General features: G+C 55.4%; 14 protein-coding genes, 3 pseudogenes and 1 riboswitch. Of the genes and pseudogenes, 3 read left to right on the top strand and 14 right to left on the bottom strand.

The window, feature by feature from the left end:
* Positions 1-295: 295 nt before the first annotated feature.
* The gene (gene tsf / locus CBE74_RS19930) at positions 296-1,123 is read right to left on the bottom strand and encodes a translation elongation factor Ts (RefSeq protein ID WP_087454186.1); all 828 of its coding nucleotides are present in this window, start codon (positions 1,121-1,123) and stop codon (positions 296-298) included.
* Between the two features lie 297 nt (positions 1,124-1,420).
* Positions 1,421-2,251, bottom strand: coding sequence for a 30S ribosomal protein S2 (gene rpsB, locus CBE74_RS19935; protein WP_087454187.1), 831 nt, complete (start codon positions 2,249-2,251; stop codon positions 1,421-1,423).
* A 369-nt stretch (positions 2,252-2,620) separates the two neighbouring features.
* Between rpsB and CBE74_RS19940 the strand changes: the two genes are divergently transcribed.
* Positions 2,621-3,178: a M23 family metallopeptidase gene (locus CBE74_RS19940; protein WP_087454188.1), complete on the top strand. Its 558-nt coding sequence runs from the start codon at positions 2,621-2,623 to the stop codon at positions 3,176-3,178.
* Here the strand turns inward: CBE74_RS19940 and CBE74_RS19945 are convergent.
* The 4 genes and pseudogenes from CBE74_RS19945 to CBE74_RS19960 form a co-directional block, all read right to left on the bottom strand.
* Entirely contained in the window at positions 3,161-4,042 is an 882-nt protein-coding gene (locus tag CBE74_RS19945) for a tyrosine recombinase XerC (protein ID WP_087454189.1), read from the bottom strand. The two genes, CBE74_RS19940 and CBE74_RS19945, sit on opposite strands and share 18 nt — an antisense overlap.
* Positions 4,043-4,340: 298 nt before the next feature.
* Positions 4,341-5,510, bottom strand: coding sequence for a DNA-processing protein DprA (gene dprA, locus CBE74_RS19950; RefSeq protein ID WP_087454910.1), 1,170 nt, complete (start codon positions 5,508-5,510; stop codon positions 4,341-4,343).
* Between the two features lie 21 nt (positions 5,511-5,531).
* Positions 5,532-7,058: pseudogene (locus CBE74_RS19955) on the bottom strand (YifB family Mg chelatase-like AAA ATPase); the annotation flags it as partial.
* Complete coding sequence (locus tag CBE74_RS19960; protein ID WP_087454190.1) at positions 7,045-7,446, bottom strand: YraN family protein; 402 nt, start codon at positions 7,444-7,446, stop codon at positions 7,045-7,047. The pseudogene CBE74_RS19955 and the gene CBE74_RS19960, both read right to left, overlap by 14 nt.
* Before the next feature lie 360 nt (positions 7,447-7,806).
* Positions 7,807-7,921, top strand: a riboswitch (TPP riboswitch).
* Between CBE74_RS19960 and CBE74_RS19965 the strand changes: the two are divergent.
* Positions 7,918-8,142: pseudogene (locus tag CBE74_RS19965) on the top strand (phosphomethylpyrimidine synthase ThiC); the annotation flags it as partial. Its footprint overlaps the riboswitch before it by 4 nt.
* 66 nt (positions 8,143-8,208) lie before the next feature.
* Here CBE74_RS19965 and CBE74_RS19970 read toward each other — a convergent pair.
* Positions 8,209-8,391 (bottom strand): annotated as a pseudogene (locus CBE74_RS19970) (S-adenosylmethionine synthetase N-terminal domain-containing protein); the annotation flags it as partial.
* An 87-nt stretch (positions 8,392-8,478) separates the two neighbouring features.
* Complete coding sequence (locus tag CBE74_RS19975; protein WP_225870106.1) at positions 8,479-8,928, bottom strand: P27 family phage terminase small subunit; 450 nt, start codon at positions 8,926-8,928, stop codon at positions 8,479-8,481.
* Between the two features lie 168 nt (positions 8,929-9,096).
* Between CBE74_RS19975 and CBE74_RS19980 the strand changes: the two genes are divergently transcribed.
* Complete coding sequence (locus CBE74_RS19980; RefSeq protein WP_087454192.1) at positions 9,097-9,921, top strand: abortive infection family protein; 825 nt, start codon at positions 9,097-9,099, stop codon at positions 9,919-9,921.
* Here CBE74_RS19980 and CBE74_RS19985 read toward each other — a convergent pair.
* The 6 genes from CBE74_RS19985 to CBE74_RS20015 are packed head-to-tail and all read right to left on the bottom strand — an operon-like array spanning position 9,890 to position 12,737.
* Complete coding sequence (locus tag CBE74_RS19985; RefSeq protein ID WP_167552588.1) at positions 9,890-10,153, bottom strand: hypothetical protein; 264 nt, start codon at positions 10,151-10,153, stop codon at positions 9,890-9,892. The two genes, CBE74_RS19980 and CBE74_RS19985, sit on opposite strands and share 32 nt — an antisense overlap.
* Positions 10,120-10,635 carry an HNH endonuclease gene (locus CBE74_RS24620; protein ID WP_445707532.1) on the bottom strand — a complete coding sequence of 172 codons (516 nt, stop codon included), beginning with the start codon at positions 10,633-10,635 and terminating at the stop codon, positions 10,120-10,122. The genes CBE74_RS19985 and CBE74_RS24620 overlap by 34 nt, the downstream gene beginning before the upstream one ends.
* A gap of 16 nt (positions 10,636-10,651) precedes the next feature.
* Entirely contained in the window at positions 10,652-11,116 is a 465-nt protein-coding gene (locus CBE74_RS20000; protein ID WP_087454193.1) for a hypothetical protein, read from the bottom strand.
* A complete protein-coding gene (locus CBE74_RS24820; RefSeq protein WP_225870081.1) occupies positions 11,113-11,844 on the bottom strand; it encodes a DEAD/DEAH box helicase in 732 nt (243 codons plus the stop codon). Before CBE74_RS24820 ends, CBE74_RS20000 begins: the two co-directional genes overlap by 4 nt.
* Entirely contained in the window at positions 11,834-12,478 is a 645-nt protein-coding gene (locus tag CBE74_RS24825) for an SNF2-related protein (RefSeq protein WP_225870080.1), read from the bottom strand. Before CBE74_RS24825 ends, CBE74_RS24820 begins: the two co-directional genes overlap by 11 nt.
* Entirely contained in the window at positions 12,459-12,737 is a 279-nt protein-coding gene (locus CBE74_RS20015; protein WP_216605257.1) for a VRR-NUC domain-containing protein, read from the bottom strand. The genes CBE74_RS24825 and CBE74_RS20015 overlap by 20 nt, the downstream gene beginning before the upstream one ends.
* Positions 12,738-12,804 lie beyond the last annotated feature (67 nt).

Raw genomic sequence — 12,804 nt, forward strand, 5'->3', positions numbered from 1 at the left:
GCGCAATAAACCGCCCAGCACTATATAAAGCCCGCTCTGCTCCAACCCCATTATCCAGGGCGCAAGGCAACAGAATACGAATCGAAAAGGATTCTACTCGCATATATCTTTCGACAGCGCATCCCACTCCGAATAGGACTTGTATCTGTAGCACAGCTGCGTAGGTTCTCATTAAAAAGCAAAAAGGCTCCCCTTGCGAGCTATTCCTAAGTCCAGATCTGATCGCTCAGTCTGACTCCAAAATAGTTCGCCTAGGGGGAACCTTCCCACAAACTAGGCAAAGCCTAGTGGCCAATTAGTGCTGGCCAACCTCGTAACGAACGAAACCGGTCAGGGTAACGCCAGCCTCATCCATGACCTGCTTAACAGTCTTCTTGCTATCTGCAACGGAAGCCTGCTCTACGAGACAGACATCCTTGTAGAAGCCGTTGAGACGACCCTCGACGATCTTCGGGATAGCCTGCTCAGGCTTTCCTTCTTCACGAGTGATCTGCTCAGTAATGGAGCGCTCCTTCTCCACGACCTCAGCAGGAACGTCCTCACGGGTCAGGTATGCAGCCTTGAGAGCAGCAACCTGCATAGCTGCAGCATGTGCAGCCTGCTTAGCAGCATCTCCTTCACCGGTGTACGCAACCATAACGCCCACAGCTGGGGGAAGGTCAGCAGAACGCTGGTGCAAGTAAACAGAGAGGTTCTCAGCTTCCAAGGTCGCTGCGCGACGAAGTTCCAGCTTCTCACCGATCTTTGCGGAGAGCTCCTGAATAGCGTCAGCAGCAGGCTTTCCATCAACGTCAGCAGCAGCAAGATCTTCAGCAGAGTTAGCCTTCACAGCGGCAGCAGCATCTGCAACCTTCTGAGCGAACTCCTTGAACTCAGCGTTCTTAGCAACAAAGTCGGTCTCAGAGTTGATCTCGACCATGGTGTTGCCGGAAACAGCAATCAGGCCCTCGGTAGCGTTGCGCTCAGCACGCTTTCCGACGTCCTTAGCTCCCTTAATACGAAGAACCTCAACAGCCTTATCAAAATCGCCGTTGTTCTCTTCCAAAGCCTTCTTGCAGTCAAGCATGCCGGAACCGGTGATCTCGCGGAGCTTCTTTACGTCTGCAGCAGTGTAGTTCGCCATTATCGGGGCGATCCTCCTCATGTAGGAAAAATTCTGAAGATTTTCGATGTTTAGCGTATCTGACTCTCGCGCTTTGTGCAGAAAGATGTCACACTATTCATCACAATGACCCTAAGGTCTCAAGTCTCAGTGGCTCTTTCCCAAAAATGCTTCGCAGATTAAGGAAAGATAAAACCACAAGGAGCCCCCACCCCGAGCATCAAAAGCCAACTTCAATTATTTTGGCTTCCTCGCTCTGGAGCTGGGGGCTCCTAGCTTATGCTACCCACTGCCAAAGCAGCGGGAGCAAAAGAAGTTTTACTTAGCCTCAGCCTCAGCTGCGACCTCTGCAGGTGCCTCAACCTTTGCTGCAACTTCTTCAGTTGCTTCTACTTTTGCGGCAACCTCAGTCTTGTTTGCGTCACCGGCAGCTTCCTTTGCTGCAGCAAGAGCGCGCTCTTCACGAGCCTTCTTGCCTTCAATAACAGCGCTGGAGATAACACGGGTAAGGACGTCGATGGAGCGGATAGCGTCATCGTTACCTGGGACCGGGAAGTTAACAACATCTGGATCGCAGTTGGTGTCAAGGATTGCGACAACAGGGATGTTCAGCTTGTGAGCCTCAGAAACAGCGATGTGCTCCTTGTTGGTGTCAATAACCCACATTGCAGAAGGAGTCTTGTTCATGTCTGCAATACCACCAAGAACGCGCTCAAGCTTGGTGCGCTCGCGGGTAAGCATGAGAATTTCCTTCTTGGTACGGCCATCATAACCGTTCTCTGCAGCGTCCATAGCCTGCAGTTCCTTCATGCGGTGCAGACGCTTGGAGACGGTCTGGAAGTTGGTCAGCATACCGCCGAGCCAACGGTGGTTCACGTAAGGCATACCAACGCGCTCAGCTTCGTTCTTCACAGACTCCTGAGCCTGCTTCTTGGTGCCAACGTAAAGGATGGTGCCACCGTGAGCAACGGTCTCTTTAACAAACTCGTAAGCCTCGTTGATGAAGGTCAGGGTCTGCTGCAAGTCAATGATGTAGATGCCGTTACGGTCGGTGAAGATGAAACGACGCATCTTCGGGTTCCAACGACGGGTCTGGTGACCGAAGTGAACACCAGCATCGAGAAGCTCTCGCATGGTTACAACTGCCATGAGCGCTTCCTTTCTCTAAAAATTGTGGTTGTCATATTTTCACGGGTTCTCCCCGTGTCCTAGCAGAACTGAAACGAAAATCAACACCCATAGCTTCTTTAAGGCAAGAAGTACGGGACCACGTTGTTTCGCTGCCACCGCAAAGTGACGCCAGAACTGCGCGTAGTCAGCATGCCAAACTCAGGACACACTGCTAGCGAGCTAGTCTAGACCGACTCTTTCCCGGAAACAAAATAGATATTCCACCTATCCACACATGCAATAACCCCCACGACCCCATAAGTAACAAAAAGTTCTTTTCGTCCCAGATTCCACAGCTCATACTTTTCCTATTCCCTTTTCAAAGCAGCACCGAAAAATATCAGATCCATGACGCTTTTTCATTTGAGAACCCCCTTGCCAGAAAAGATAAAACTCTTTCCACCAAAACTAGTCATTCTTGCCTTCATCTTTACTGCAGTCTTCTCCACCTCTCCCGCCGCATACGGCTACATAGACCCTGCTTCCGGAAACAGATCTGCGCAAAAAGTCCTCAAGGGCTTTAAAAAACCCGAATATAACTGGCTGCCCGGCCATCGCGGCGTAGACCTCGACTTAGCTGTAGGCGCAAACGTACTTGCCGCCGAAACCGGAATAGTCGCATTCTCCGGAGCCGTAGCCGGAACCCCCACACTATCTATCGATCATCCCGACGGAATACGAACCACGTATCAGCCGGTATTCACCGTCCTAAGAAAAGGCGACTCAGTCCAGGTAGGAGACGTGATTGGGCAACTGGCCCCCAGCACTAATGGCGATCCCGGACTCCACTGGGGCGCTTTCACCGGCCACTACGACTACGTGAACCCCCTATCGCTTCTCGACGCCCCCACCATCCGGGGCTCAAACCTCTCTCGGGCTAACCCAATCTCATGCCCGCGGATGTGATTGTTTAAATGCTTCTTTGAGACGCTGGGAGCTCACATGGGTATAAATTTGCGTAGTGTTCAACGACGAATGACCAAGCAGTTCTTGAACGATTCGCAGGTCGGCACCACCGTCAAGCATGTGAGTGGCGGCAGTATGACGCACCGAGTGAGGCCCCAGGCCTGCGATTCCGGCCTCCTTACCCGCCGCGTCGACAAGCCTCCGAACCTGGCGCGGATCCAACCGCCCACCTCGAACCCCCAGGAACAGCGCTGCTTCAACCGTATCCTTGCACATTATCGGCCGCCCGATTTCCAGCCAATGAGCCAGTGCGTCGTGCGCGGCCTGCCCAAAGGGAACGACTCGTTGCTTATCTCCCTTACCCAGGACTTTTATCGTTTTTCGATGCCAGTCAATATCTTCAAGGTTGATACCGCATAACTCCGATACCCGAATCCCGGTTGCATACAACAGCTCAAGGACAGCTCGATCTCGCGCAAATTCCGCTTCGCTTTTCGACGCCGGATGTTCAACCACCGACTCCGCTTGCCCCGCGGCTAACACTTTAGGTAGATGCCGCCCCACCTTTGGCGCGACCAGCCGAGCAGCCACATCAGTCTCAATATATCCCTGCTTAAGCAACCACGAGCTCATCGATCTAGCAGCCGCCACCCGGCGCGCAAGGGTGGCACGCGATTTTCCTTCTGCCACCGCCTCCCCCAGCCAGCCCCGCAAGTTGTCCAGGGTAAAATCTTTCAGCTCAGGTTTCTGGCCAGCAAAAGTATTAAGGTCACTGCGATAGCCTTTAAGAGTGGCGGGAGACCTACCCGATACAAGTTCCAAGTGCTCAATAAAGTCGTCTATCAGAGCTACCATCTGGACCATTGCGCCCTAGCCTCTCCCCACATAGACAAGAGCGGAGACCACCGTTTCCGGTAGCTCCGCTCTTGAATCTGACTCACCCATAGTGCATAACCATAGCGCGAAGACGTCTGGCGTTAAAAGACCGCATCACGATCACTAAAAAGCCTTCAGCCTCGGCATCTCCGATCAAGAACCAGCCCGAACCCGATCAGAGATTAAATTAGGCTTGCCTGACTAACTTTAAGCTGTGGGTACAAAATATGCAACCCCTTCGCAATAAAAAGATTGATAATTATTCACGGCGATGGTCTATCTACCATTAAGAAAACTGCGCGTTGCGTTGCCAACCGGCGCCTTCTCTTTGCACCATCCCTTTGCTTGATAGCTCAAGTAATAAGTGGACGGCTAAGCCGATAGAAACACCGGCACGCCTAGCAATAATCTCTGTTACCTCAGCTTCTAAACCTAGAGAGTCATAAATTCGGAGTTCGTTCCGGGTCAACTTCTGCACAGCATTAGGGGCGAACGATATCTCGTATTGCTCATTAACGTCGACCTCGCCAATTTTAGAAATCAAGGCCCGGATCTCATCTGCACTGCAGACTAGTTCCGCCTCATGGTTTCGTATCCGTTCATGGCACCCAAGAGAGCCAACGGTAGTAATTGGACCCGGCACAGCCATAGCCACGCGCCCTAGAGCGCTTGCCCAGCTCAGCGTATTTAATGCACCTGATCGCCACGCAGCTTCTACTGCAACTGTCCCCAGAGATAAAGCAGCTACCAATCTATTACGAGTAAGAAAGCGATGGCGGTGCGGAGACAGACCTGGCGCATATTCGCTCACCATGCATCCTTTTTGCATAACGGCACGGAACAAGCCGGCGTTGCTCGATGGGTATGCTTTGTCCAGCCCTCTAGCCGCTACCACGATTGTAGTTCCAGATCTATTAAGCGCTTCTGTATGCGCTTGCGTATCTATGCCCAAGGCACCACCGGAGACAATCGAATACTGATGATCTACCAAACCAGCCACCAGGAGCTTCGTTGCTTCCCTTCCGTATGTACTCACTGCGCGCGTTCCCACCACCGAAACTGACTGCTGCGTGCATTCCGATACGTTTCTTCCTAAAACCCACAACGCATGCGGCATCACCGCATCCTCTTGATATGAACGGTTGTGGTCACTCTTTCCAGATTCGGCAAAGCTAAATGCACTATCAAAAAGATGGCGGGGCCATTCATCATCCTCTGCAGTGATAAGCCGACCACCAAGATCTGAAATCCGATTCAGATCCTCTTGCGCGTTATCGCAGTGGCAGCGAGCCTGTGTTGATCTCAAGAGTGCCGCGCCAAGCCAAGTTTCACGGTTTTTTACTGCGTGGGCTATTCGCTCTGGGTCAATCCCTTTCCGTAACAACCGCTGAAGTTCTCGGTTCTGCCCTTCAAATACTCGCGATAAATACGCCCATGCTTTCAAACGGTCGTTCATACCAATGCCCCCCAATGATTGATCATCGCGTAGCTCCAGTGCTTGTGCTACGTGCCCCAGGTCAGGAATAGCTGCACCATCTAAATCACTGAGCGTCCACGCCATTTTTAAAGCTCTATCCGCACCTCGATGGCTTATACTTCCGTCGCCAAGGTAAGCCGTAAGGAGCGCCATTCCCGCAGAATCTGCCGGAAATTCTCGACGCAACACGTGCGGATTCATCGCCGCATTTGTTTGAACACCGTACCCTGCTTTTTGCCAACGAAACCTCGCGCGTTCTCTAGCCTCCGACACCCGCTGTGCAATCGTGGAACTTGATTCCTCATATCCAGCAGACAACAACGGTCCCTTTGATTGAGTTCGGACAATAATATCGATCCGGTCGCGCAACGGACCTGATACGTTGCTCAGGTAGTTTCTCCGTACTGTAGAGGGGCACCTGCATTGAACAGGATCTTCAACTGCACAGCGGCACGGATTCGCCGCCACAACAAGCTGAAATCTCGCTGGAAAGCGTATTTCTTGTTGCGCTCGCACAAAGTCGCACACATCCTTCCTCCATAGGGGTACGGAGACAATCCAATATGCGGGCGGGAATTTCGCTTACCTCATCAAGAAAAAGAACGCCTGTGTGAGCAAGACTCACAGCCCCAGGTCGCGCATTCCCTGCACCACCGCCTAAAAGAGCAGCCCGGCTCACAGAGTGGTGCGGAGCAACAAAAGGAGCATGTGTGGCAAGACTCCGAAATGTTTTTCCAACGACTGAATGCACAGCCATCGCTTCTAACAATTCTTCAGAATTGAGTGGAGGGAGAATCGTGGGAATTCGCTCCGCTATCATCGATTTTCCACTCCCAGGTGGGCCGATCATAAACAAATTATGTCCACCCGCTGCAGCTATCTCCGCAGCACGCTTAGCCTCAGGTTGCCCAACCACATCTGCTAAATCTTTTCCGTTTCCAATCGAGTACCCGTTCTTTTCCCCATGAGCGCTATTCTCCCCTACTGACACTGCAGATTATCCGCGCCTCTTAGCCATTCAAGAACTGCGGAAATAGTAGGAGCAACCAAGACTTTGATATCTGAGATGCTCGTTATCACTTTCGCTTCTTCAGCGTTTCCAACTGGTATAACAGCTGTTTTAATCCCCTGGTCACGCGCAGCGATCAGCGCTGGGACTACACCGGGGACAGCCCTGATACCGCCATCTAATGCTACTTCTCCAAGGAGCATCGTGGACTCAAGTCGTCGCAACGCTGGCAACCGCGTATCTGCAGCGCACAGGATCCCCATGCACATAGCTAAATCGACCTGTGAACCAGACTTTCGCAACGAAGCCGGAGACAAACTAACGATCACTTTTTTAGGCCATGCCAACCCTGAATTCTGCACGGCTGTCTTCATACGATCTCGTGCTTCAGCAATCGCAGCATCCGCAAGCCCTACCACATATGTGCCGGGAAGCCCTGGGCCTATGTTTACTTCTACGGTCACAACGTAACCTGTTACTCCCGCGATCGCTGCGGAAAGAGTTCTAGCAAGCGCCACGATCGATCCCTTCATAACAGGTAATCTGCACAGAAGAGTCTCTGGCTATACAGACAACAATCGCATCGAATCGAATGTCTAACCATCTTTTATCCTGTAGCCATAGATACGCCGCCTTGCGCATTTTTCTGAGTTTCTTAGCTGTAATAGCCTCCCCTACCCCATAAAGCGGTGTGGAACGAGTTTTTACCTCAACAAACACAAGGCATCCGTCCGGAGCCTCAAGCACCAAATCAAGTTCTCCTATTGGAAATAGTGCATTACGTTCCACTACCGCGTAGCCCTTGGCTTGGTACCACTGAGCGGCAATCTTTTCGCCTTCCTTCCCCAGTACAAGATGCTGTGGATGCTGTCCGTGGGTAGGCGCATGACTAGAAGTGGCTTTCATCTTTATTCCCTATTTTCTTAGGCTGCACTGTCGATCAAGGCTTTAAGCTGCCTCGGTTGTGCAGTTGATCATGCGATAAAATCCGTGTTTTTCAGTAGCTACCGGATAAAAGCTCTTGGTATGTGGATAAGTTCTAGTTACTTACGCACGCTATCCACATGTTCATCACAACAGTCACGCGCTCTTGTGGTCTTTCCATTTTTATGCTTAGCCCCCCAGCGAACTTCATGACATAACGCCAAAATCTACGCCACAGCAACCAGTACTTAACCTGATGCGTACTATTACGCACCCCCTGAATAGTGAAGTTTTCCATATTTGTTCCGCGCATAAGCCGAACATAGTTATGCTGACTCATACATCTATCCCCACGGGTGCCCGATGGAATCGGGCTGAGAAGAACACTGTCACCGTGTTCGCACCGTTCGAACCTGTCTGGTTAGCACCAGCGTAGGAAGCGAGATATAGCCAATGTCGGTTACCCCTGAAGAAAACCATTTCAAGCACTCTTACTCCCCCATTCTCCGCAATGGCCTAGCTGTTCCTGAAACTGAAATCGCATTAGACGATTCCCCCAGCGGCCCCAATGAACCTTTCCCCGTCTACCGCACACGCGGTCCAGAATGCGACCCGGTGAAGGGGCTTCCAGCTCTGCGTGAAGAGTGGATTGAACAGCGGGGAGACACACAAAAGTATCAAGAACCTGTTCGGGTTGTACCCCGCCCGACGCAGCGCCTCCCGCGCGCAGGCACGCAGCTGCGGCCGGACGGAAGTGGTGATCTCGCCGGTGACGATGATGCGCCTGCCACTCGCCATGACCTCAACGGCCACGCGTGCCGCCGGGTCGCAGGTAAGGATGTCATCGAGGATGTGGTCTGCAATCAGATCGCACAGTTTGTCGGGGTGGCCGATACACACAGATTCAGCACTTCGCACTACAGACACGCGAGGGCTCCTTTCACAAAAGCGAACAACAACAAAGCACGCCCGGTATCGGGCAGGCAGGAAACGAAGTACGTAGGGCCAGAGGCGTTAGGAGGAGGCTTTGAGCAGCTGCTCCATGACCTCATCGCCCGGCGTGGTGCCGGAGTAGTCGGAGGTGCAGGTCGCGCGCACGATGTCGAAGATCTCGTACCAGTACACGTTGGCCTGCTTGCCGAACGACTGCGACATGGCCACGAACGGGCTGGTGATCGCAGCTCCCGTGGTGGGGTGTTTGCCGAGCAGACCGAACTTGGAAATCGCCTGCCCGCACTGGATGTAGCGGGCGAATGCCTGCGCGTACTGCTCGATGAGGCGTTTGGAGACGAACTCGGTACAGCCCCGCGCATCCAGCCAGTTCCAGGTCTCTCGGTAGACCAGGTCAGCGCCGAGCGGTTTGCCATCACGCTGCTCGGCGGACAGGTATTCGCCGGGTTCGGGCATCGGCTCACCAGCGAGCAGCGCACCGTCACCAATATCGGTGCCATCCAGGTCGAACACATCCAGTTAGTTCTGTTGGGGTTGTCAGTCGTGTGGCTGGCCGACCGGCTGCGAGCTTGTCGTTCAGCGCCTCGGGTTTTGCCCCGGCGCGCACCCTGCGTCCGCCACGGTTGGTGCCGTCTTTGGCCATACAAACCTCTTCGTTCAGGTTTTCGTAGAGTAGTGGTCATGAGTAGCCAAAAGTTTTCTCGCCGCACGCTCAGCGCGTTTCGACAGCTGACTACTCAGATACCGATTCGTTCGATAGAGACGGCTTTCGAAGATGAAGGTTTTACCGCTGATCCACTAAATGGCTACGAGGACTCAAGTGAACGGCGGGTGCGGACCGAACAGTACCTATCTGCCATCGTTTTTGATGATCCGTTGGTGTATCCAAGATTGATTCGAGCGATGGAAGTCGTCCTAGAGCCCATCGCGCCCTGTCATACGCCCGGCACCCAGCCGAGCGACTGGGCCCCTTTCGTGAAATACATGCGAGAAGATGGGTGGATTGTCGATGAGACAGGCTCCATCTCTGCCTTGCTGCCTTCAGCTGCGGCGCTAGTCGAGTCCATGACAACTATCAGCGACATCAGCGGGATTGAAGAAGGAATCACAAGGCTGCAGACGCTCACCGATGATCCTGCAGCCTCTATCGGGGCAGCCAAAGAGCTGATGGAATCAACAGCCAAAGTCCTACTCCAGGAGCTGGGAGTTAATTTCGATTCAAAGACACTCATCAACACCGTGCACACCAAACTCGGTCTCGATCCCAGCAGCAACGCCGACGTGGACTCTGCGACATCCCTCAAGCGGATACTTGGAGGCGCCAAATCAGTCGCCCTAGGACTCGCAGAATTCCGCAATGCTGGCTACGGAACCGGGCACGGGCAGCCAACCGCGAGGCGCGGACTCGGGCCACGTCATGCACGTCTGGCGATTCACGCCGCGGTACTGTGGTGCGACCTGGTTCTTTCTACCTTTACTGACCCGGCAGCCCCGTGGAGAAAATAACAGCATCGGCAATACCCTGTTTGATTCGGAAACTTTGCGCACGGTTGGCCCCGCCCGCTGAGGAGCGCGCCAGCTGTGGAGATCCGCTCGCCCCCCTCGGCAAACGCACCACGTCGCCACGTGGTGGGCGAACGGGGTCGAGGTCGGCACAGGTGAGGGTCGGCAGGTAGGCCGCGACAGGCGGGCACACAGCGCCTTTTAGTAGCTGTAGACCCGAGGGGCTTGCCGCCACCGGTCACCATCGAGCGCGGACTGGTGCGAGTGGCACGGCTTGCACAACGAGCGCAGGTTCGACTCGTCGTGGGTGCCGCCATGTTCGAGTGGGATCACGTGGTGGACCTCAGCGACCGGCGTGTACCGGCCACGGGCCAGGCAGTCCTCGCACAGCGGGTGGGCTTCGACGTAGGCCGCGCGGATCTTTCGCCACCGGTGGTCGTAGCGACGGTTGATCTTCGGCTCGCGCTGGTACTTGCGGTAGCGGGTGTCCTCGGCGCGAGCGTGCTCGGGGCAGAACCTCGTGTCGGTCAACTGCGGGCAGCCGGGCTGGGAGCACGGGCGCTTGGGTTTCCTCGGTATCCGTCTCACCGCCCTCGTCGCTAATGGCAACGACCCCCAGACGGACCGCGGGGATGCGTCTGGGGGTCGGGACCTACTTTTCAACCACTTACAGCATGCGACAGTCACACCCTGAAAGTCATCCCCTGTTTGCGACACTCATGCGCGCCAATGCTCAGTCTCTGCCGAACAAGAGACGCGCAAAGCGGGCAAGGGCGCGCTGCTTCTTGGCGAAGGCCGTCTTGCGTTCGACGTAGAAGTGCTCGGCAACTTTGACGGCGGCGTCCTCAGCGGAGAGGTAGTCGAGAAAGAAGACCTCGAGGACCAGCCGGTCATCGTCGCTGAGGCTTTCCCAGGCCGGGTTGAACCAATCCATGTAGGCCTGCGCTTTGAGGTTGCGGGCTTTGATCGCGTCGAGGTTGTCGAGGATCGAACAGACTCTCGCTTCACCGGCCTGCGGGTTGTTGCCCCGTGGGAGCCCGTCGAATCGGGGTGTTCCGACTGAGGTCAGTGAGGCTTTGAGCTCGTCGGCGTACCCGTCGCCTTGCTGGAGAATGACAGCTTGGGTTGCGTAGTCCTGGAGGACGCCGATGGCGGCTTTGCGGTAGTCGAAGTAGTCCCAGATGGGGTGGTCGTTCATGAGTGTGCCTGCTTTCCCAGAGTGTCGGCGACCGCATTAATCCACGCAGCCTGTGTCGTGTCTTTGTTGTCCAGCGCGACCAGTACCGCCTCATCGAGGGTGTGGTCTGCGGCGAGGTGGGTGATCGTCACCGGCTGGTGCTGTCCCTGCCGGTAGAGCCTCGCGTTGGTCTGCTGGTAGAGCTCCAGGCTCCAGGTCAGGGAGAACCAGACCAGGAGGTTGCCGCTTTGCTGGAGGTTGAGCCCGTGCCCGGCTGAGGCTGGGTGGATCAGCGCCAACGGAATCCCTCCCTGGTTCCACTGAGTGATGTCGGCGCTGGTTTTCAGCTCGCGGGCCTGCGGGAACCGTTCGGTGATCCGCTCACGGTCGTGTTTGAACCAGTACGCCACGAGCAGCGGCTGGCCGTTGGCCGCCTCCACGAGGTCTTCGAGCGCGTCGAGTTTGCGGTCGTGCACCACCAGCGGCTGGCCGTCCTCGTCGTAGATCGCACCGGAGGCCAGCTGCAGCAGCTTGCCTGAGAGGGCTGCGACGTTCGCGGCGTCGATGACCTGCCCGTTGAGGTCGAGCACCATCTCATCTCGCAACCGCTCGTAGGCTTTGCGCTCCTTGGGTTCGAGATCGACGAGCTTCGTGGTGACAGTCAGCTCAGGCAGACGCAGGTAATCGGTGGTGCGCATCGACAGCGTGATGTCACTGATCGCCTCGTAGATCTCGTCCTCAGCACCCACCGGGTGCGGGCTTGTAGGTGAAGATCTGCTGGCCGTTTCGCTTGTCAGGCACGAACCAGCGGTTGCGGTAGTGGGTGATGAACCGTCCGAGGCGCTGGCCTTCATCCAGCAGACGGAACTGCGCCCACAGATCCATCAGTCCGTTGGATCCGGGCGTGCCGGTCAGACCCACGATCCGGGTGACCAGTGGCCGCACGGCCGCCAGAGCTTTGAACCGCTGCGCCCGATGGTTCTTAAACGAGCTCAGCTCGTCGATGACGACCATGTCGAACGGCCAGGCTTTGCCGAGGTGGCGCACCAGCCAGGGCACGTTCTCACGGTTGATGACGGTCACCATGGCCTCGGCGGCAAGCGCTTCCACCCGCTGGGCCTTGGACCCGACGGCGACTGCGACGGTGAGCCCTGCCAGGTGGTCCCACTTGGTGACCTCGGCAGGCCAGGTGTCGCGGGCGACCCGCAGGGGTGCCACGATAAGGACCCGCCGGGCATGGAAGGAGTCCAGTAGCAGATTCCAGATGGCCGTCAAGGTGATCACCGTCTTGCCCAGACCCATCCCGAGAAGGATCGCGGCCTGCGGGTGGTCTTCGACAAACCTGGTGGCATGTCGTTGGTAGTCATGCGGCTTGTAGTGCATCAGCCACCTCCTGGATTGCGTCGATGCTGTCGACGACGACCGCATCAACGCCGTGATCCTTGAGTTGCTGGATGCGGCGGCGTTGGATGGGGCGAGGGAGGCGTCCGGGTGCTTTGAGCTCGACGAAGATGACGCGTCCGCGATGGATGCAGATGCGGTCTGGAACCCCTGCGGTGCTCGGTGAGGTGAATTTCCAGCACAGGCCACCAATCGCCTCAACGGCTTGCTTCAAGTGTTGTTCGATTGCTTGCTCGTTCATGGTTGTGTCCTCTCTTGTGAGAGGCCCATGACGACCTATGACGATGCGATATGAACTTTTCCTAAGG

It is taken from the genome of Corynebacterium silvaticum (assembly GCF_002162115.2).
Classification (GTDB): Bacteria; Actinomycetota; Actinomycetes; order Mycobacteriales; family Mycobacteriaceae; genus Corynebacterium; species Corynebacterium silvaticum.

Excerpts from the sequence above, each read along its gene's own strand:
- tsf (WP_087454186.1), bottom strand. The coding sequence starts at position 1,123 with ATGGCGAACTACACTGCTGCAGACGTAAAGAAGCTCCGCGAGATCACC.
- rpsB (WP_087454187.1), bottom strand. The coding sequence starts at position 2,251 with ATGGCAGTTGTAACCATGCGAGAGCTTCTCGATGCTGGTGTTCACTTC.
- CBE74_RS19940 (WP_087454188.1), top strand. The coding sequence starts at position 2,621 with ATGACGCTTTTTCATTTGAGAACCCCCTTGCCAGAAAAGATAAAACTC.
- CBE74_RS19945 (WP_087454189.1), bottom strand. The coding sequence starts at position 4,042 with ATGGTCCAGATGGTAGCTCTGATAGACGACTTTATTGAGCACTTGGAA.
- dprA (WP_087454910.1), bottom strand. The coding sequence starts at position 5,510 with ATGAACGACCGTTTGAAAGCATGGGCGTATTTATCGCGAGTATTTGAA.
- CBE74_RS19960 (WP_087454190.1), bottom strand. The coding sequence starts at position 7,446 with ATGAAAGCCACTTCTAGTCATGCGCCTACCCACGGACAGCATCCACAG.
- CBE74_RS19980 (WP_087454192.1), top strand. The coding sequence starts at position 9,097 with ATGAGTAGCCAAAAGTTTTCTCGCCGCACGCTCAGCGCGTTTCGACAG.
- CBE74_RS20000 (WP_087454193.1), bottom strand. The coding sequence starts at position 11,116 with ATGAACGACCACCCCATCTGGGACTACTTCGACTACCGCAAAGCCGCC.
- CBE74_RS24825 (WP_225870080.1), bottom strand. The coding sequence starts at position 12,478 with ATGCACTACAAGCCGCATGACTACCAACGACATGCCACCAGGTTTGTC.
- CBE74_RS20015 (WP_216605257.1), bottom strand. The coding sequence starts at position 12,737 with ATGAACGAGCAAGCAATCGAACAACACTTGAAGCAAGCCGTTGAGGCG.